15 protein-coding genes are annotated in these 15,233 nt (G+C 62.9%); 12 read left to right on the top strand and 3 right to left on the bottom strand.

Annotated features, from left to right (window positions below):
* Window positions 1-19 precede the first annotated feature (19 nt).
* The 3 genes from F3K02_RS07215 to F3K02_RS07205 form a co-directional block, all read right to left on the bottom strand.
* Window positions 20-1,204 carry a lipid-transfer protein gene (locus F3K02_RS07215; RefSeq protein ID WP_177134671.1) on the bottom strand — a complete coding sequence of 395 codons (1,185 nt, stop codon included), beginning with the start codon at window positions 1,202-1,204 and terminating at the stop codon, window positions 20-22.
* Between the two features lie 71 nt (window positions 1,205-1,275).
* Entirely contained in the window at window positions 1,276-1,518 is a 243-nt protein-coding gene (locus F3K02_RS07210; RefSeq protein WP_177134668.1) for a hypothetical protein, read from the bottom strand.
* Window positions 1,515-1,679, bottom strand: coding sequence for a hypothetical protein (locus tag F3K02_RS07205; protein ID WP_008905423.1), 165 nt, complete (start codon window positions 1,677-1,679; stop codon window positions 1,515-1,517). Before F3K02_RS07205 ends, F3K02_RS07210 begins: the two co-directional genes overlap by 4 nt.
* A gap of 180 nt (window positions 1,680-1,859) precedes the next feature.
* On the opposite strand from F3K02_RS07205, the gene F3K02_RS07200 reads away from it, so the two are divergent.
* The 12 genes from F3K02_RS07200 to F3K02_RS07145 all read left to right on the top strand — a co-directional run bounded on the left by F3K02_RS07200 (window position 1,860) and on the right by F3K02_RS07145 (window position 15,144).
* Window positions 1,860-3,038 (top strand): acyl-CoA dehydrogenase family protein, encoded by a 1,179-nt coding sequence (locus F3K02_RS07200; RefSeq protein WP_177134667.1) that lies wholly within the window; start codon window positions 1,860-1,862, stop codon window positions 3,036-3,038.
* Between the two features lie 58 nt (window positions 3,039-3,096).
* On the top strand, window positions 3,097-3,897 hold the full coding sequence (locus F3K02_RS07195; RefSeq protein WP_050813860.1) for an enoyl-CoA hydratase/isomerase family protein: 801 nt from the start codon (window positions 3,097-3,099) through the stop codon (window positions 3,895-3,897).
* Window positions 3,898-3,931: 34 nt separating this feature from the next.
* Entirely contained in the window at window positions 3,932-5,179 is a 1,248-nt protein-coding gene (locus F3K02_RS07190; RefSeq protein WP_008905426.1) for a thiolase family protein, read from the top strand.
* Window positions 5,180-5,188: 9 nt separating this feature from the next.
* Complete coding sequence (locus tag F3K02_RS07185; protein WP_008905427.1) at window positions 5,189-5,956, top strand: SDR family NAD(P)-dependent oxidoreductase; 768 nt, start codon at window positions 5,189-5,191, stop codon at window positions 5,954-5,956.
* Window positions 5,957-5,987: 31 nt separating this feature from the next.
* The gene (locus F3K02_RS07180; protein WP_127806062.1) at window positions 5,988-7,148 is read left to right on the top strand and encodes an acyl-CoA dehydrogenase family protein; all 1,161 of its coding nucleotides are present in this window, start codon (window positions 5,988-5,990) and stop codon (window positions 7,146-7,148) included.
* 18 nt (window positions 7,149-7,166) lie between these two features.
* Complete coding sequence (locus F3K02_RS07175) at window positions 7,167-7,952, top strand: ABC transporter ATP-binding protein (protein ID WP_246309217.1); 786 nt, start codon at window positions 7,167-7,169, stop codon at window positions 7,950-7,952.
* Window positions 7,949-9,901 carry an AMP-dependent synthetase/ligase gene (locus F3K02_RS07170; protein WP_241559556.1) on the top strand — a complete coding sequence of 651 codons (1,953 nt, stop codon included), beginning with the start codon at window positions 7,949-7,951 and terminating at the stop codon, window positions 9,899-9,901. The genes F3K02_RS07175 and F3K02_RS07170 overlap by 4 nt, the downstream gene beginning before the upstream one ends.
* Window positions 9,898-10,785, top strand: a complete 888-nt coding sequence (locus tag F3K02_RS07165; RefSeq protein WP_177134665.1) for a branched-chain amino acid ABC transporter permease — start codon at window positions 9,898-9,900, stop codon at window positions 10,783-10,785. The genes F3K02_RS07170 and F3K02_RS07165 overlap by 4 nt, the downstream gene beginning before the upstream one ends.
* Window positions 10,786-10,788: 3 nt before the next feature.
* Window positions 10,789-11,841 carry a branched-chain amino acid ABC transporter permease gene (locus F3K02_RS07160; RefSeq protein WP_008905432.1) on the top strand — a complete coding sequence of 351 codons (1,053 nt, stop codon included), beginning with the start codon at window positions 10,789-10,791 and terminating at the stop codon, window positions 11,839-11,841.
* 71 nt (window positions 11,842-11,912) lie between these two features.
* Window positions 11,913-13,142, top strand: coding sequence for an ABC transporter substrate-binding protein (locus tag F3K02_RS07155; protein ID WP_127806060.1), 1,230 nt, complete (start codon window positions 11,913-11,915; stop codon window positions 13,140-13,142).
* Window positions 13,136-13,996, top strand: a complete 861-nt coding sequence (locus F3K02_RS07150; RefSeq protein WP_127806059.1) for an ABC transporter ATP-binding protein — start codon at window positions 13,136-13,138, stop codon at window positions 13,994-13,996. Before F3K02_RS07155 ends, F3K02_RS07150 begins: the two co-directional genes overlap by 7 nt.
* A 47-nt stretch (window positions 13,997-14,043) precedes the next feature.
* Window positions 14,044-15,144, top strand: coding sequence for a CaiB/BaiF CoA transferase family protein (locus tag F3K02_RS07145; protein ID WP_008905435.1), 1,101 nt, complete (start codon window positions 14,044-14,046; stop codon window positions 15,142-15,144).
* The last annotated feature ends 89 nt before the right edge of the window (window positions 15,145-15,233 follow it).

The raw sequence follows: 15,233 nt of genomic DNA, 5'->3' as shown, positions 1-15,233 counted from the left end.
TGGTTTGCTGCGTCTGAGCTCAGCCGGCCTGGTAAAGCGTGACGACGCAAGCGCCGCCCAGCCCGAGGTTGTGCTGCAAGGCCACACGCGCACCCTTGACCTGGCGTTTGTCCGCCGTGCCGCGCAGTTGATGGGTCAGCTCGAAACATTGCGCCAGGCCGGTCGCGCCCAGCGGATGACCTTTCGACAACAGGCCGCCCGACGGGTTGGTCACCACCTTGCCGCCATAGGTGTTGTCGCCGTCCAGCACGAATTTCTCGGCGCCGCCCTCCGGGCACAGGCCCAACGCCTCGTAGGTGATCAGTTCGTTCTGCGCGAAGCAGTCGTGCAGCTCAACCACGTTCACGTCCTGCGGGCCGATGCCGGCCTGCTTGTAGACCTTTTGCGCCGCATCGCGCGCCATGTCGAAGCCGACCACGCGCATCATGTCGTGCGACTCGAAGGTGCTGGGGAAATCGGTCGTCATTGCCTGGGCGGTAATCGACACGCGGGTGTCGAGCCCATGCTTTTTGGCGAAGGCTTCGGAGCAAATCACCGCAGCAGCGGCGCCGCAGGTCGGCGGGCAAGCCATCAGGCGGGTCATCACGCCCTCCCACAGCATCGGTGCGTTCATCACGTCATCGACCGAGACCTCCTTGCGAAACAGCGCCAGCGGGTTGTTGGCGGCATGGCGGCTGGCCTTGGCGCGAATGCTGGCAAAGGTCGACAGTTGGGTGCCGTACTTGTCCATGTGCGCCTTGCCGGCGCCGCCGAAGTAACGAAGGGCCAGCGGAATTTCCGGGTGCCCGACGAGCTCGGCGGTGGCCCGGTCAAACTCCTCGAACGGCGTTGGCCTGTCCTCGAACTGGGCCTTGATGGCACCGGCGGCCATCTGCTCGAAGCCCAGGGCCAGCACGCACTCGGCGGCACCGCTTTGAATTGCCTGGCGCGCCAGGAACAGCGCCGACGAGCCGGTGGAGCAATTGTTGTTGACGTTGACGATGGGGATGCCACTCATGCCCACCGGGTAGAGCGCCCGCTGGCCGCAGGTGGAATCGCCATACACATAGCCCACATAGGCTTGCTGGATCATGGGGTATTCGACGCGCGCATCGGCCATGGCCTGGCGCACCGCCTTTTCTCCCATCACGTGATAGGGCTCGCTGGCGCCCGGTTTGGTGAACGGGATCATGCCCACACCGGCAACAATAACTTTCTGGTTCATCGCACTGACTCCTTGGGTTGAAATGTTTCGATCGAAACGTTTTGGACTCGGACACTGGGAGGCCGACGGCCTCAGCCGCCCTTGTCCGCGTTGGCATACTCGGTTTTGAGGTCCTTCTTGAGGATCTTGTTGGCCGCACTGATTGGCAGCGAGCTGCGGAAGTGAATCCGCTTCGGCGCCTCGAAGCCGGGCAGGCGGCCACGACAGAACTCGAAGATGACCGTATGTTTTTCTCCGGTTGCCTTCACCGCGAGGCGCAAGTTGTCGCCCACGTTCTGGCGGCGCAGCAGGTTCATCCCGAGTTCGTGGGTCAAGGCTGTTTCCTTAGGTCGAAGCGTCGTTTGTCACTGATGAAGGGTCGCGCCGCGAGCGGCGTGATCCGATAGGTGTCACGGGTGAATGCGGCACGGGTGACCACCTGCTTGAGCAACAGGTCGGCCCCCGCCAATGAATCCGCACCGATTCCGCCTCCCATGGCCGAAGTCTCCGGATCTCTGGCACTTCAGGTGAGCGCCTGCAACGAATCCTACCTAACGCTTGACAGTTTGGCAATCCCTCATTAAATTCGCGCAAACCCAAAGAGACCTCGTCCCCGCAGCTTGGGCGCGCGCCGTGACTCCTTGACCCGCAGCCCACGCATTGATAGGCATCCTTTATGTCCACGCCTCGCAGTTTTGCCCTCTCCGCCGACGACCGTGCCGTGCTCGAAGCCGCCGACAAGTTCGCGCGCAAGGAATTCGTGCCACTCGCGCGCCGCATGGACGACGAGGAGTGGTGGCCGTCTGATATCTTTCAGAGAATTGGAGCGGCTGGCTTCATGGGGGCCACCGTGCCTGCCGAGCATGGTGGCGCGGGCATGGACCTGTTCAGCTCGGGCCTGATCTGTCAGGCCTTTGCGCGCTGGAACCCCGCCATCGCCTTGTCCTGGGCGGCGCACGACAACCTGTGCGTCAACAACATCTACCGCAACGCCAACGAGGCGCAGCGCCGCCAATACCTGCCCGATCTGTGCAACGGCACAAAAATCGGCGCGCTCGGCCTGACCGAACCCGGCGCCGGCTCGGATGCGCTGGGCGCGATGCGCACCAGCGCGCGCCGCGAGGGCGACCTCTACATCCTCAACGGCACCAAGATCTACATCACCAACGGCCCGGTGGCCGACGTGCTGCTGGTTTACGCCAAGACCGCGCCGGAGTTGGGTGCCAAGGGCATTTCGGCCTTCATCGTCGAGAAGAATTTCCCCGGCTTCAAGGTGGCTCAAAAGCTCATCAAGATGGGTTTTCGCGGCAGCCAGACCGGCGAGCTGGTGTTCGACAACTGCCGCGTGCCGGCAGCCAACCTGGTGGGCAAGGAAAACGAAGGCGTCAAAATCGTCATGAGCGGGCTCGATCTGGAGCGCGCGCTGGTGGCTGGCTTGTGCGTGGGCATCTGCGAACGTGCGCTCGAATTGAGCGTCGAGTACGCCAGGACGCGCGTGCAGTTCGGCAAACCCATCGGCAGCTTCCAGATGGTGCAGGCCATGCTGGCCGAGATGTACACCGAGATCGAAGCCATGAAAACCCTGGTCTGGCGCACCCTGGCCGAGGTCAATGATCTGGAAGTGGGCGGCGGTGGCCGCGGCGATGCGCACAAGCTCACCGCAGCGTCCATCCTCTACGCCGGCGAAGCCTGCAACCGGGTGCTCAACAAGGCCGTGCAAGTGCATGGCGGTAGCGGCTACATCTGGGAGTCCGAGATCAACCGCCTGTTCCGTTGCATCAAGATCCTCGAGATCGGTGCAGGCACATCCGAGGTGCGCAAGATGATCATTGCCGAAGAACTCCTGCGCGGTTGATTCCCAAACCCGCATGGCAAGCGCAGCTGACCCCCACATAAGCAAGGATGCCTTGAAGATGCAACCCCCGTTGACCATCCGCTTTGAACAACGTGGTGCCGTGGCGTGGATCACGCTGAACCGGCCCGATGCGATGAATGCCCTGTCGGAGACAATGTGCGCCGAATTGCGCGATGTGACCGAACGTTGCGAGCGTGACCCGGCCATCCGCGTCATCGTGCTGACCGGTGCAGGCCGAGCCTTCTGCGCCGGCGCCGATCTCAAAGGCGTGTTCGAGAGCAGCGCTGGCGACCCCGGCCCGAGCGACCCGATGGGTGAGTTTCTCGATCTCGTCGGCGGCATGATGGATCGGCTGCGCGTGTGCCCCAAACCCACCATCGCCGCGCTGAATGGCCTGACGATGGCCGGCGGACTGGAGCTGGCCATGGCCTGCGACCTCATCATCGCCGCCGAAAGTGCCCGCATCGGCGATGCGCATGCCAACTTCGGCGTGTTTCCGGGCGCGGGCGGCGCGGCGATCCTGCCACGGCGCATCGGCGCCACCGCCGCCAAATACCTGCTGTTCACCGGCGACACCATGCCCGCACGCGAACTGGTTCCGTTGGGCCTGGTGAATCGCGTGGTGCCGGATGCCGAGCTGGTGTCCGAGGTCGAAAAAATCGCCTTGCGCATCGCCAGCAAGAGCCCGTTGGTGCTGCGCCGCATGAAACAGGTCGTGGCCGACGGGCTGGAGCAGCCACAGGCTTCGGCACTGCGGCTGGAGCGACTGGTGCTCGACGCGCACCGCCATTCGCACGACATACAAGAGGGCCTCGCGGCTTTCGTCGGCAAGCGCACGCCCGATTTCAAGGGCTACTGATTTCACACCGCTTCTTCTGAATGGACGCATTACCATGACCAACCCGCAAGCCGCCGTTTACATAGTCGGCGTCGGCATGACGCCGACCGGCAAGTTTCTTGACCGCGATATCAAGCAACTGACCGCCGCTGCCGTGAACGCCGCGCTGGCCGATGCCGGACTGTCCGTCAGCGACATCCAGTCGGCCTACTTTTCCAACGCAACACAGGGCGCACTCGAAGGCCAGACCATGATCCGCGGCCAGATTGCGTTGCGTTCGATGGGCTTCGAGTCCATCCCGATTTTCAACATCGAGAACGCCTGCGCCAGTGCCAGTTCGGCTTTCAACCTGGCGGTGCAGTATGTGCGCTCGGGGGCAGGAGAGATAGCGCTGGCCATTGGTGCCGAGAAAATGTTTTGCGCCGACAAAGCCAAAATGTTCAGCGTTTTCGATGGTGCCTGGGACGTGGCCACGGTCGAGGATAACAAACGCAGGCTGCTGCAAATGGGGCACGGTATTGAGCCACCGGAAGGGTCCATGTCCAAGGCGCCCTACAGCCTGTTCATGGACATCTACGCCGCCTTTGCTCGCTTTCACATGCGCGAGTTCGGCACCACGCAGCGACAAATTGCCGCCGTGTCCGCCAAGAACCACGGCCATTCGGTGCACAACCCGCTGGCGCAATACCGCAACGCCTACACCATTGAAGAGGTGCTGGCCGCGCCGCCGATCACCTACCCATTGACGCTTCCGATGTGCGCACCCATCAGCGACGGGGCTGCTGCGGTCGTCGTGTGTTCCGAAGCAGCATTGGCGCGTCTGGCCAACCGCGGGCGCGCCATCAAGGTGCTGGCATCAATCATTGCCACCGGCAGCAACCGCCTCCCTGAAAACCTGGATCAACACATCACCGTCAAGGCATCCAAACAAGCCTACGAACTCGCTGGCGTCGGCCCGCAAGACATTTCGCTGGCCGAAGTCCACGATGCCACGGCCATTGGCGAAATCGTACAGAGTGAGAACCTTGGCTTCTGTGCGTTCGGCGAAGGCGGGCCGCTCGCCGAGAGCGGCGGCACCACGATTGGTGGACGCATCCCGATCAACACCTCGGGTGGACTGGAGTCCAAAGGGCACCCGATCGGCGCCACCGGGCTGGGTCAGCTGCATGAACTGGTCGTGCAGTTGCGCGGCGAAGCGGGGGCTCGCCAGGTGCAAGGGGCCCGCCTTGCCATCGCAGAAAACGGTGGGGGCCTGTTCGGAATTGAAGAAGCCGTGGCCGCCATCACCATCCTCGGTCGCTGAAGGACAAAAATGATTCTGCATGACAAGGTGGCCATCATCACAGGTGGTGCTTCAGGCTTGGGGCGCGCGGTGGCTGATGCGCTCGCCGCAGGCGGCGCACGGGTGTCATTGTTCGACCGCGACAGCGAGCGTGGTGTACAGGCAGCCACCGAACTGGGTTCTGCCGCCATGTTCGAGCAGGTAGATGTCACCAGTGAGTCACAGGTGCAGGCGGGCATCGACGCAACCCTGGCCCGTTTTGGCGCCATTCACATTTGCATCAACTGCGCTGGCGTGCCCGACGCAGCCAAGACCGTGGCCGATGGAAAACCCTTTCCCCTGGCACTGTGGGACAAGGTGATTGCCGTCAACCTGACCGGCACGTTCAACGTGCTGCGCCTGGCCGCCGTGGCGATGGCGCGCAATGAGCCTGAGGGTGATGAGCGCGGCGTCATCATCAACCTGTCGTCCGGTGCCGCACAGGACGGCCAGATGGGACAGGCGGCCTACGCCGCCAGCAAGGCCGGGGTGATCGGCCTCACGCTGCCAGTGGCACGGGACCTGGCCGATCTGGGGATCCGCTGCGTAGCGGTTGCGCCTGGCTTGTTCGAAACGCCAATGGTCGCGGGCCTGCCAAAGAAAGTCGCGCAGGCCATTGTTGACCGCATGATTCTGTTCCCCCGCCGCATGGGCCAAGCCAGCGAGCTGGCCCACCTGGTGCGCTCCATCGTCGAGAACCCTTACATCAACGCCACCTGTCTCCACATTGATGCCGGCGCACGCATGAGCTCACGCTGAACGAAATCAACACCACACAAAGACCACAATCATGAACTTTCTCCCGACCGAAGAGCAACGCATGGCCGTCGAAGGCTTCACTCGCTTCCTCGAAACCGAGCTGCGCCCCATCGTTGAACGCTACCAGCCCGACAAGCTGATCGAAAAAGAGCTGATGCTGGAGATATTTCAAAAGATGCTGCCCTACGGCATGGGCGGCAACGGCATCATTGCCGAGGAATATGGCGGCATGGGCATGCCCTGGCTGACCTATGCACTGATGTACGAGCAGCTCGCGCGCATTTCCGGCGACGTGGCCATCTCGCTGCTGATCCAGCAGCTCGGCGCTTACTCGCTACAGGTGTGCACCAACACCGCCATGCGCGAAAAATACCTGCCGCGCATGGTCCGCGCCGAAATCATTGCCTGCAGCGGCATCAGTGAGCCCGGGGTCGGATCCAACGTGGCTGAAGTCACCTGCCGCGCCCAACGCGATGGTGACCACTACATTGTCACCGGTGAAAAAACCTGGATCTCCAACGGCCACTACTCCGACTTTTGCATGGTCATCGTGCGCACCTCACAAGAAGGTTCGGGCGCCATCTCGATGATCCTGGTGGACCGCGCCGAACACGGCTACGAAAGCCGCAACATCGACAAGCTGGGGCTCAACAGCACGTCAACCGCACAACTGTTCTTCGACGGCGCGCGCGTACCGGCCGAGAACATGATGATTGAACCCGGCACCGGTCTGAAGAACACCATGGTGCTGTTCGAGAAGGCGCGTCCCATGGTCGGCATGACTTCGATCGGTATCGCCCAGGCGGCACTCGACAAGGCGGTGGCCTATTCGAAGGAACGCCGCCAGCATGGCAAGCCGATCGGTGGTCATCAATTGATCCAGGGCATGCTGGCCGAGGCGGCCACCGAACTCGACGCCGCGCGATTGCTGGTCTACCGCGCGTTCAACCTGATCGACCATGGCGTGCGCAGCGAGGTGCAAAGCGCCATGGCCAAGTGGTACGCGACCGAGATGGCGGTCAACGTCGCGTCGAAAGCATTGCAGATTCATGGCGGCAACGGCATCACCAAAGACTTCGGCGTTGAACTGTTGTTCAGAAACGCCCGCATGATGCCGATTCCCGACGGCACCACCGAAATCCAGAAACTCATCATTGGCCGCGCCTTGACCGGTATCAACGCCTTCTCCTAACCCATGACCTCTAACTCCTTGAATAGCCCGTCCAGCGAGGCTTCGGTGCTGCAGGCGCGGGACATCACCTTGCGCTTTGGCGGTGTCACCGCGCTGGCCGAGGTCGCCATCGATGTGCGTGACAACGAGCTGCTGGCCATCATTGGACCCAACGGTGCAGGCAAGAGCTCGCTGATGAATGTGCTCAGCGGCTTTTACCTGCCGCAACAAGGCAGCGTGCACTACCGTGGTCAAAACATCAAAGGCCGCGCGGTGCATGAGATCGCGCGCGATGGTGTGGTGCGCACTTTTCAGGGCACCCATTTGTTCTCCAACATGAGCGTGATCGACAACATCCTGGTCGGCCGCTACAGCCAGATGCGATCAAATCTGGCACAGGCATTTCTCTACTTTCCCTGGACCCAGCGTGAAGAAACCCTGCACCGGGAAGCGGTCGAGGAAATCATCGACTTCCTTGAAATTGAAAACATCCGCCACCAGCCGGTAGGCGCACTCGGCTACGGTCTTCGCAAGCGCGTTGACCTGGGCCGTGCGTTGGCGATGGAACCCAAGGTGCTGCTAATGGATGAACCGATGGCCGGTATGAACACCGAAGAAAAAGAAGACCTGGCCCGCTTCATCATCGATGTGCGCGAGGCCAAGCGCATCCCAGTGGTGCTGGTGGAGCACGACATGGGGGTGGTCATGGATCTGGCTGACCGCGTGGCGGTGCTCGACTTCGGCCGCAAGATCGCCGACGGCACGCCGGCACAGGTGCAGGCCGACCCGGCCGTGATCCAGGCCTACCTGGGAGCTGCGGCATGAGCGCGACCTACCCCACCCCGGAAGTCGTCATGACCCTGCCGCAGAAGTTGTTCGCCCACGCCCGGGAACATCCGCAACTGCTGGCGCAGCGCGTCAAGCGCAAAGGTATGTGGCGCTGCCATACATGGGCCGACGTGTTTGATCGCACGCGCAGCATTGCGCTTGGCGCGGCGGCGCAGGGCCTGCAGCGCGGCGATACCGCGATCGTGATCGGCGAGAACGAACCCGAGCATTACTGGGCGCTGTTTGCGGCCCAGTCACTGGGCGCCAAAACCGTGTCGGTCTACCCAGATGCCACCGTCGACGAATTGCATTACCTGTGCGAGGATTCAAAGGCCCGTTTCATCTTCGCGCAGGATCAGGAGCAGGTTGACAAGGCGCTCGCGCTGCTGGAGCCGCTGCCTGATATCCAGGGCATCGCCTACTGGGACAACTCGGGCATGTGGTCGTACCGGCATCCGCTGCTGCAATCCTTTGATGACCTGACCGCTGAAGGTCGGCGTCAGCACGAGAAGCACCCGCTGCGTTTCGAACGTGAAGTCAACGCCGGCCAGGCGGACGATCTGGCGCTACTGACCTACACCTCCGGCACCACCAGCAAGCCCAAGGGCGTGATGATCAGCCACCGTTGGCTGATGGACAACGCGATGCGAATGAAGAGTTCGTTGCCGATACAACCCGGCATGGAATATTTGTCTTACACGCCGCTGGCCTGGATCACCGAGCAGTTGCTGGGCGTGACCCTCGGGCTGATCACGCCCCTGGTGGTCAACTTCCCGGAGGGCCCCGACCAGGTCTTGCCCAACCTGCGCGAACTTGCGCCACACATCGTGCTGTTCGGACCGCGTCAGTGGGAAAACATCGCCGCCACCATCGAGGCGCGCATGCTCGCCGCGAGCTGGATGGCACGGGGCATCTACCGCTGGGGCATTCGCATCGGCCACGACGTGCATGTGGCGCGGCTCGAAGGGCGCACGGCACCGTGGCTGTCGCGCCTGCTGCTGCCGGTGGCCGAAGCGCTGGCCCTGCGTCCGGTGCGCGATCAGTTCGGCTTTGTTCGCAGCGACGTCGCGGTTTCAGGCGGCACCGCCATGGCGCCCGACGTGTTTCGTTTGTTTCACGCCATGGGCGTCCATTTGCGCAATATTTATGGCTGCTCGGAGTTTGGTCTGATTGCTGGCCACCGCGGCGAGCGCTACGACCTCGAAACCGTGGGCCCGCTGCTGGATGTGGACCCAGCCTTCGGCGCGCCGCTGGAATCGCGCATCGAGGACAACGGCGAGCTGCTGCTGCGCGGCGGCACCGGCTTTCTCGGCTACTGGGGCAAGCCCGACAAAACCGCCAGCATCCAGCGCGATGGCTGGTACGTCAGCGGTGACGCAGTGCGCAAGACCGAGCGCGGAGAACTCGTGTACCTCGACCGCGTGGAACACCTGGTCAAACTCGCCAGCGGTCACTCGTATCCCCCGCAGTTCATCGAGACGCGTTTGCGCTTTTCGCCCTTCATCAAGGATGTGATGGTGCTGGGCGACACCACCCGGCCTTGGGTTGGAGCGCTGATCAACATCGACATGGCGGTGACCAGCCGCTGGGCCGAGGAGCGGCGCATTGCATTCTCCACCTTCACCGACCTGTCGCAGCGGCCCGAGGTGCGGCAACTGGTGCAGGGCGAAATCCGCCGCATCAACAAACTGCTGCCCGAGAGCTCGCGGGTGGTGCGTTTCGCCAATTTTCCGAAGGAGCTCGACCCCGACGAAGGCGAACTCACCCGCACGCGCAAGCTGCGCCGAGAGTTTCTCGAGGTGCGCTATGGAGCGCTGATTGACGGACTGTATGCAGGTGTCGCCGACATTGCCTGCGAAATAGCCGTGACCTACCAGGACGGCCGCCAAGGCGCGTTGCGCGCAACCGTGGTGGCCACCGACATTGAAGGAACACACACCCCATGATCATCGAATTCATCAACTACACCATCAACGGCGCGCTGCTCGGCCTGCTGTATTCGCTGGTGGCCATGGGCTTTGTCGTCATCTACCGCGCCAGCAAGGTCTTCAACATGGCGATCGGCGAGATGATCGTGCTGGGCGCCTTCCTGCTGTGGTGGGCGATCCAGTCGCGCGGCATGCATCCGGCGCTGGGCATCGCCGTTGCACTGGGCATTTCGGTGCTGATCGGGCTGGCGATTGAAAGGCTGCTGTTCAGGCGGCTGATTGGCGAGTCGGTGTTCTCGATGATCATGGTCACCATCGGGCTGCTGATCCTGATGCGCGGCCTGGTGCTGGTGATTTGGGGTCCGCAGGAGCGCCAGTTCCCCGCCATCTTTCCCCTCACGCCCATCATCTTGGGCGAGATGATCATCCCGCGCTCGCTCGCCATTGGTGGCCTCATCGCGGTGCTGGCGGCGGTGGCGCTGCACTGGTTTTTCAACCGCAGCCGCACCGGACTGGCGATGTCGGCGGTGGCCGAGGACCACCAGATCGCTCTGGCCATGGGCATCAGCGTGCGCCGCTCCATCGCCTTCGCCTGGGCGCTGGGCGGTGTGCTGTCGGTCATCACTTCGATGGTCTACCTGAGCGGCAAGTCGCTGACATTCCTGTCCTCCGAAATCGGCTTCGCCGCCCTGCCGGTGGCCCTGCTGGCAGGGCTCGAATCCATCGGCGGCCTGCTGCTGGCGGGCATCATCGTCGGGGTCGTGCAGGGACTGACCGCCGCCTACATCGACCCGCTGATCGGTGGCAGTGCCGCTGCCGTCGTCCCCTATAGCTTCATGCTGGTGGTGCTGGTTGTTCGTCCGACCGGCATGTTCGGCTGGAAACGCATTGAAAGAGTCTGACCCATGGATCCATCCGGCATTTTTTCCACCAGCTATGCGCGCGACCGCGCGCTGATCCGCACGCGCGCCCAGTGGGTCACCCTGGCGCTGTTCATTGTCATTCTGCTGATCCTCCCCTGGTTCGCCTCGGAGCGTCTGGTAGCCGTAGCCAACCTGATGCTGGTCACGTCCATCGTGGTGGTCGGGCTGCAAATCACCACCGGCTACGCCGGGCAGATCAACCTGGGCCAGGCTGCCTTCATGGGGGTCGGTGCCTACGCCGCCAGTGTGGTCGAGGTCAAGGCCGGGCTGCCGTTCTGGGTGGCGGTGCCGGTTGCCGGCCTGGTGGCTGCGCTGGCCGGTTGGCTGTTCGGCATGACAGCGAAACGCATCAAGGGTTTCTACCTCGCACTGACCACCATCGCGGCCCAGTTCATCTTTCACTTCGTTGTCCTGAACCTGCCCTCATCCTGGCTCGGCGGCGTCAATGGTTTCAGCCTGGAGCCTGCGAGGCTGGGCACATTTTTGTTCAACACCGACCGTTCTCTGTATTACCTGTTTCTTGTCGTCACCATGGTGATGGTATTCGGCGCTTTCGGCATCCTGCGCAGCCGCCACGGGCGCGCCTTCGTCGCCGTGCGCGACGACGATGTGGCCGCCGGCATGATGGGCATCGACGTGGCCGGCGCCAAGTCGCGCGCCTTTGTGCTCGGCGCTTTTTACGCTGGCATCGGCGGTGCCCTGTGGGCCTACCAGGTGCGCTTCGTCTCGGTCGACCAGTTCACGCTGTTCAACTCGATCTGGTTCATTGCCATGATGATCGTCGGCGGGCTCGGTTCGATCGTCGGGGCACTGATCGGCACCGTGCTCATCCGGGGCGTCCAAGAAGTCATCACCAGTCTGGGCCCCGACCTGGTCGAGCGAATTCCCAGCCTGAGCAGCGACCTGATCTTCGCCAGCATGAATGTGTTTCTCGGCCTCATCATCACGCTGTTCCTGCTGCTTGAACCGAAAGGCCTGATGCACCGCTGGAACATCCTGAAAGCCAACTACCGGCTCTGGCCGTTTCACCACTGAGCCCGCCCGGCACAGCGAGTCGCAATTCCCCCCGCCCCTTTTCCTCACCACCACCACCACTGGAGACAAGCATGCAACGCAAAACCTTTCTGAAACTCACGACCGCCCTGGCCACTGGCCTGCTGCTGAACGCGCCCGCCCACGCGCAAACGACGACGATCAACGTGGCCGCCTTTGCCGACTTCGCCGGCCCCTACGCCAACGTCATGCCACAGATGCAAGGCGGGCGACTCGCCGTGATCGAGTGGTGGAACAAGGAAGTCGGTAGCAAGCTCAACGTGCAGATCGTCGTCAAAACCTTCGACACGCGCTACGACGTGGCTCAAACCGCCAGCCTGTGGCCCGGCATCAAGGCCGAAGTCAAACCCGCGCTCCTGCTCGGCCTCGGCGGCCCGGATGCCGCCGCGCTGCAGCAGCGCTTGCCGGAAGACAAGATCCCCATGCTCATGAGCACCGCCACCTACGGCTTCGGATGGAAACCCAACCAATGGGCCCTGAACCTGCGCCCCACCTACGCCCATGAGGCGGGCGGATTCCTGGAATGGTTCCGCACCACCAAACTCGATGGCAAGCGCCCTGTCAAGGTGGCGATCATCACCTCCGAAGCCACACCCGCCTATGCCGACATGGCCAAGGGCCTGCAAAGCTTCACCAAAGCCAACCCCGACAAGGCCACCTTCGTCGAGGCGGTCTGGACCGAAGTGCAACCGGCCGACGTGACCCTGGCAGTGCGTCGCCTGGTCAACGCTGGCACCGACGTGATCGTGATCCAGACCAACACCGCGCAGGCCGTGGCCACCAAGCGTGCGCTGCAGGCGCTGGGTAAAAACGTCCCGATCATGCTCTCGCTGCACAACGGCTTGGTGGGATCATCCAAGGCACTGGGCGACCCGAACGGCTTTGCCGGTGATTTCGAGGTGGGTGCCATCGCCGATGCCAGCGAAAGTGACTCGACCGCACGCCAGTTCTACAGCATGTTGCAGGAAAAGCACGGCCTGAAATCGACCTGGAATGCCATGACCATCATGGGTCTTGGACAAACCATCGTGGCCGTGCGCGCGATTGAAGCCACCATCAAGGCCAAGGGCGCCGGCAAAGTCACCGGTGAATCCGTGCGCGAGACCTTGATGAACAGCCAGTTCACCAGCAACGACCTGATGGGCATACTGCCAGGCGCGGACTTCAGCAACGACAACCCCTTCCCCACCGGCACCGCCAAGGTCAACATCGTGACCATGAAGGACGGCAAGGTCGTTCGGGCGGCGGGCGATGTGGCCGTCCCAATGGTGCCCAAATGGTGAATTCAGCCCTTGCTGCAGCACCGGATCAACGGACCACGCCCCATGCGGCCGCCAATCCGGCGGTGCTGACGCTGTCCAACGTCGAGGTGCTGTATGCCGAGGTGATCCTGGCGCTCAAGGGCGTGTCGATGCAGGTCCCCGAAGGCGGATGTGTGGCGCTGCTGGGCGCCAACGGCGCAGGCAAGAGCACCACCCTCAAGGCCATCTCCGGCGTCATTGACTCGGAAGATGGCCGCGTCTCAGGGGGGGCGATCACCTTCGACGGCCGACCGATTCAGGGGCACAACCCGGCGACCGTGGTGCGCGGTGGTCTGGTTCATGTGATGGAAGGCCGGCGCGTGCTGCAGCACATGACGGTCGAGCAAAACCTCATCATCGGCGGCCACATGTTTCCATCGGCGCAGGCGATGCGCCGTGCGATGGACAGCGTGTACGAAGCGATTCCGCGCCTGGCCGACCTGCGAAAACGCACGGCCGGTTATCTGTCGGGCGGCGAGCAGCAAATGCTGGTGATCGGGCGCGCGATCATGGCCGAGCCGAAACTCATGCTGATCGACGAGCCGTCACTCGGGCTGGCGCCGCGCATGGTCGAGGAAGTCTTCAGCGTGCTGCGTCACCTGCGTGAGCAGGGGCTGTCGCTGCTCATCGTCGAACAAAACACACGCGTGGCCCTGGAGATCGCCGACTATGGTTATGTCATGGAGAGCGGTCGCATCGTGCTGGAGGGGCAGGCCCAGGAACTGCGCGACAACGAGGACGTGCGCGAGTTCTATCTCGGCCTCGATCGCGAGGGGGTGCGCAAGAGCTTTCGCGAGGTCAAGCACTACAAGCGGCGCAAGCGCTGGCTGGGGTAACAGACGGATGGCTGGTGGTTCTAATTCAGTTTCAGGAGTAACGACAAATGAGTGGTCCCTTGCAGGGGTTGAAAGTGATCGAGTTCGGCGGCATCGGCCCCGGACCGTTCTGCGCGATGATGCTGTCCGACATGGGTGCGGACGTGATCCGCCTGGACCGCAAGGCCGACAAGGGCAAAGACCGCGGGGAAGGCGCCTTCCTGGCCAGTGGTCGGCGCAGCGTGCTGCACCGCGGCCGGCGTTCGGTGGCGGTCGATCTGAAGTCGCCCGCAGACGTACAGCGGGTGCTGGAGCTGGTCGACGGGGCCGACGCGATCATCGAGGGTTTTCGCCCGGGCGTGATGGAGCGGCTGGGATTGGGCCCGGACGTGCTGCTGGCACGCCACCCGCGACTCGTCTACGGACGCATGACCGGCTGGGGTCAGGACGGCCCGCTCGCGCAGGCCGCCGGGCATGACATCAACTACATTGCGCTGTCGGGCGCGCTCAGCATGATTGGCCGCTCGGACGGCGGGCCAGTAGCGCCGCCGGCGATGGTTGGCGACCTGGGCGGCGGCGGCATGATTCTAGCCTTTGGCATCGTTTGCGCTTTGCTTGAAGCGCGCTCCTCTGGCCATGGTCAGGTGGTCGATGCTGCGATCACCGACGGCGCTGCGCTGCTGACCTCCATCGTCTGCGACCTCAAGGCGCTGGGAATGTGGAAGAATGAGCGGCAGGCCAACCTGTTGGATGGCGGATCGCATTTCTACGACACCTATGAGTGCGCTGACGGGAAATGGATCTCGATCGCATCACTGGAACCCCAATTCTATGTGCTGCTGCTGGAGAAGCTGGGCATCAGCGATCCCGAGTTTCAACGGCAACGCGATCCGGCCGTCTGGCCGACACTCAAACGCCAGGTCACCGACATCTTCCGCACCCAGCCGAGCACGCACTGGTGTGCGTTGCTGGAAGGGACCGACGTGTGCTTTGCGCCGGTGCTGACTCTGGAAGAGGCTGCACATCATCCACACAACAGCGCGCGCGGCACTTTCTTTGAGCGAGACGGCGTGCTCCAACCTTCGCCGGCACCAAGGTTCAGCCGGACGGTGACTGATCGCCCAGGCCCCGCACCGTTCATTGGCGAACACGACGACGAACTCTTGTAGTCGAAGAATGGTGGGGGCTGGGGAAAATGGACCACAGGCATTCGACGCAGTTTCAGCCCGACCAAATCGAACGCATCAACCGCGAGCTG

The organism is Hydrogenophaga aromaticivorans, assembly GCF_013387465.1.
GTDB lineage: Bacteria > Pseudomonadota > Gammaproteobacteria > Burkholderiales > Burkholderiaceae_C > Hydrogenophaga > Hydrogenophaga aromaticivorans.
The sequence above is the reverse complement of the archived record's forward strand: the minus strand, read 5'-3'. Positions and strand labels throughout refer to the sequence as shown.

Coding starts and splice junctions, on each gene's coding strand:
- F3K02_RS07170 (WP_241559556.1), top strand. CDS start 7,949: ATGAGCGCGACCTACCCCACCCCGGAAGTCGTCATGACCCTGCCGCAG.
- F3K02_RS07150 (WP_127806059.1), top strand. CDS start 13,136: ATGGTGAATTCAGCCCTTGCTGCAGCACCGGATCAACGGACCACGCCC.
- F3K02_RS07190 (WP_008905426.1), top strand. CDS start 3,932: ATGACCAACCCGCAAGCCGCCGTTTACATAGTCGGCGTCGGCATGACG.
- F3K02_RS07185 (WP_008905427.1), top strand. CDS start 5,189: ATGATTCTGCATGACAAGGTGGCCATCATCACAGGTGGTGCTTCAGGC.
- F3K02_RS07155 (WP_127806060.1), top strand. CDS start 11,913: ATGCAACGCAAAACCTTTCTGAAACTCACGACCGCCCTGGCCACTGGC.
- F3K02_RS07200 (WP_177134667.1), top strand. CDS start 1,860: ATGTCCACGCCTCGCAGTTTTGCCCTCTCCGCCGACGACCGTGCCGTG.
- F3K02_RS07215 (WP_177134671.1), bottom strand. CDS start 1,204: ATGAACCAGAAAGTTATTGTTGCCGGTGTGGGCATGATCCCGTTCACC.
- F3K02_RS07205 (WP_008905423.1), bottom strand. CDS start 1,679: ATGGGAGGCGGAATCGGTGCGGATTCATTGGCGGGGGCCGACCTGTTG.
- F3K02_RS07160 (WP_008905432.1), top strand. CDS start 10,789: ATGGATCCATCCGGCATTTTTTCCACCAGCTATGCGCGCGACCGCGCG.
- F3K02_RS07195 (WP_050813860.1), top strand. CDS start 3,097: ATGCAACCCCCGTTGACCATCCGCTTTGAACAACGTGGTGCCGTGGCG.
- F3K02_RS07180 (WP_127806062.1), top strand. CDS start 5,988: ATGAACTTTCTCCCGACCGAAGAGCAACGCATGGCCGTCGAAGGCTTC.
- F3K02_RS07145 (WP_008905435.1), top strand. CDS start 14,044: ATGAGTGGTCCCTTGCAGGGGTTGAAAGTGATCGAGTTCGGCGGCATC.
- F3K02_RS07165 (WP_177134665.1), top strand. CDS start 9,898: ATGATCATCGAATTCATCAACTACACCATCAACGGCGCGCTGCTCGGC.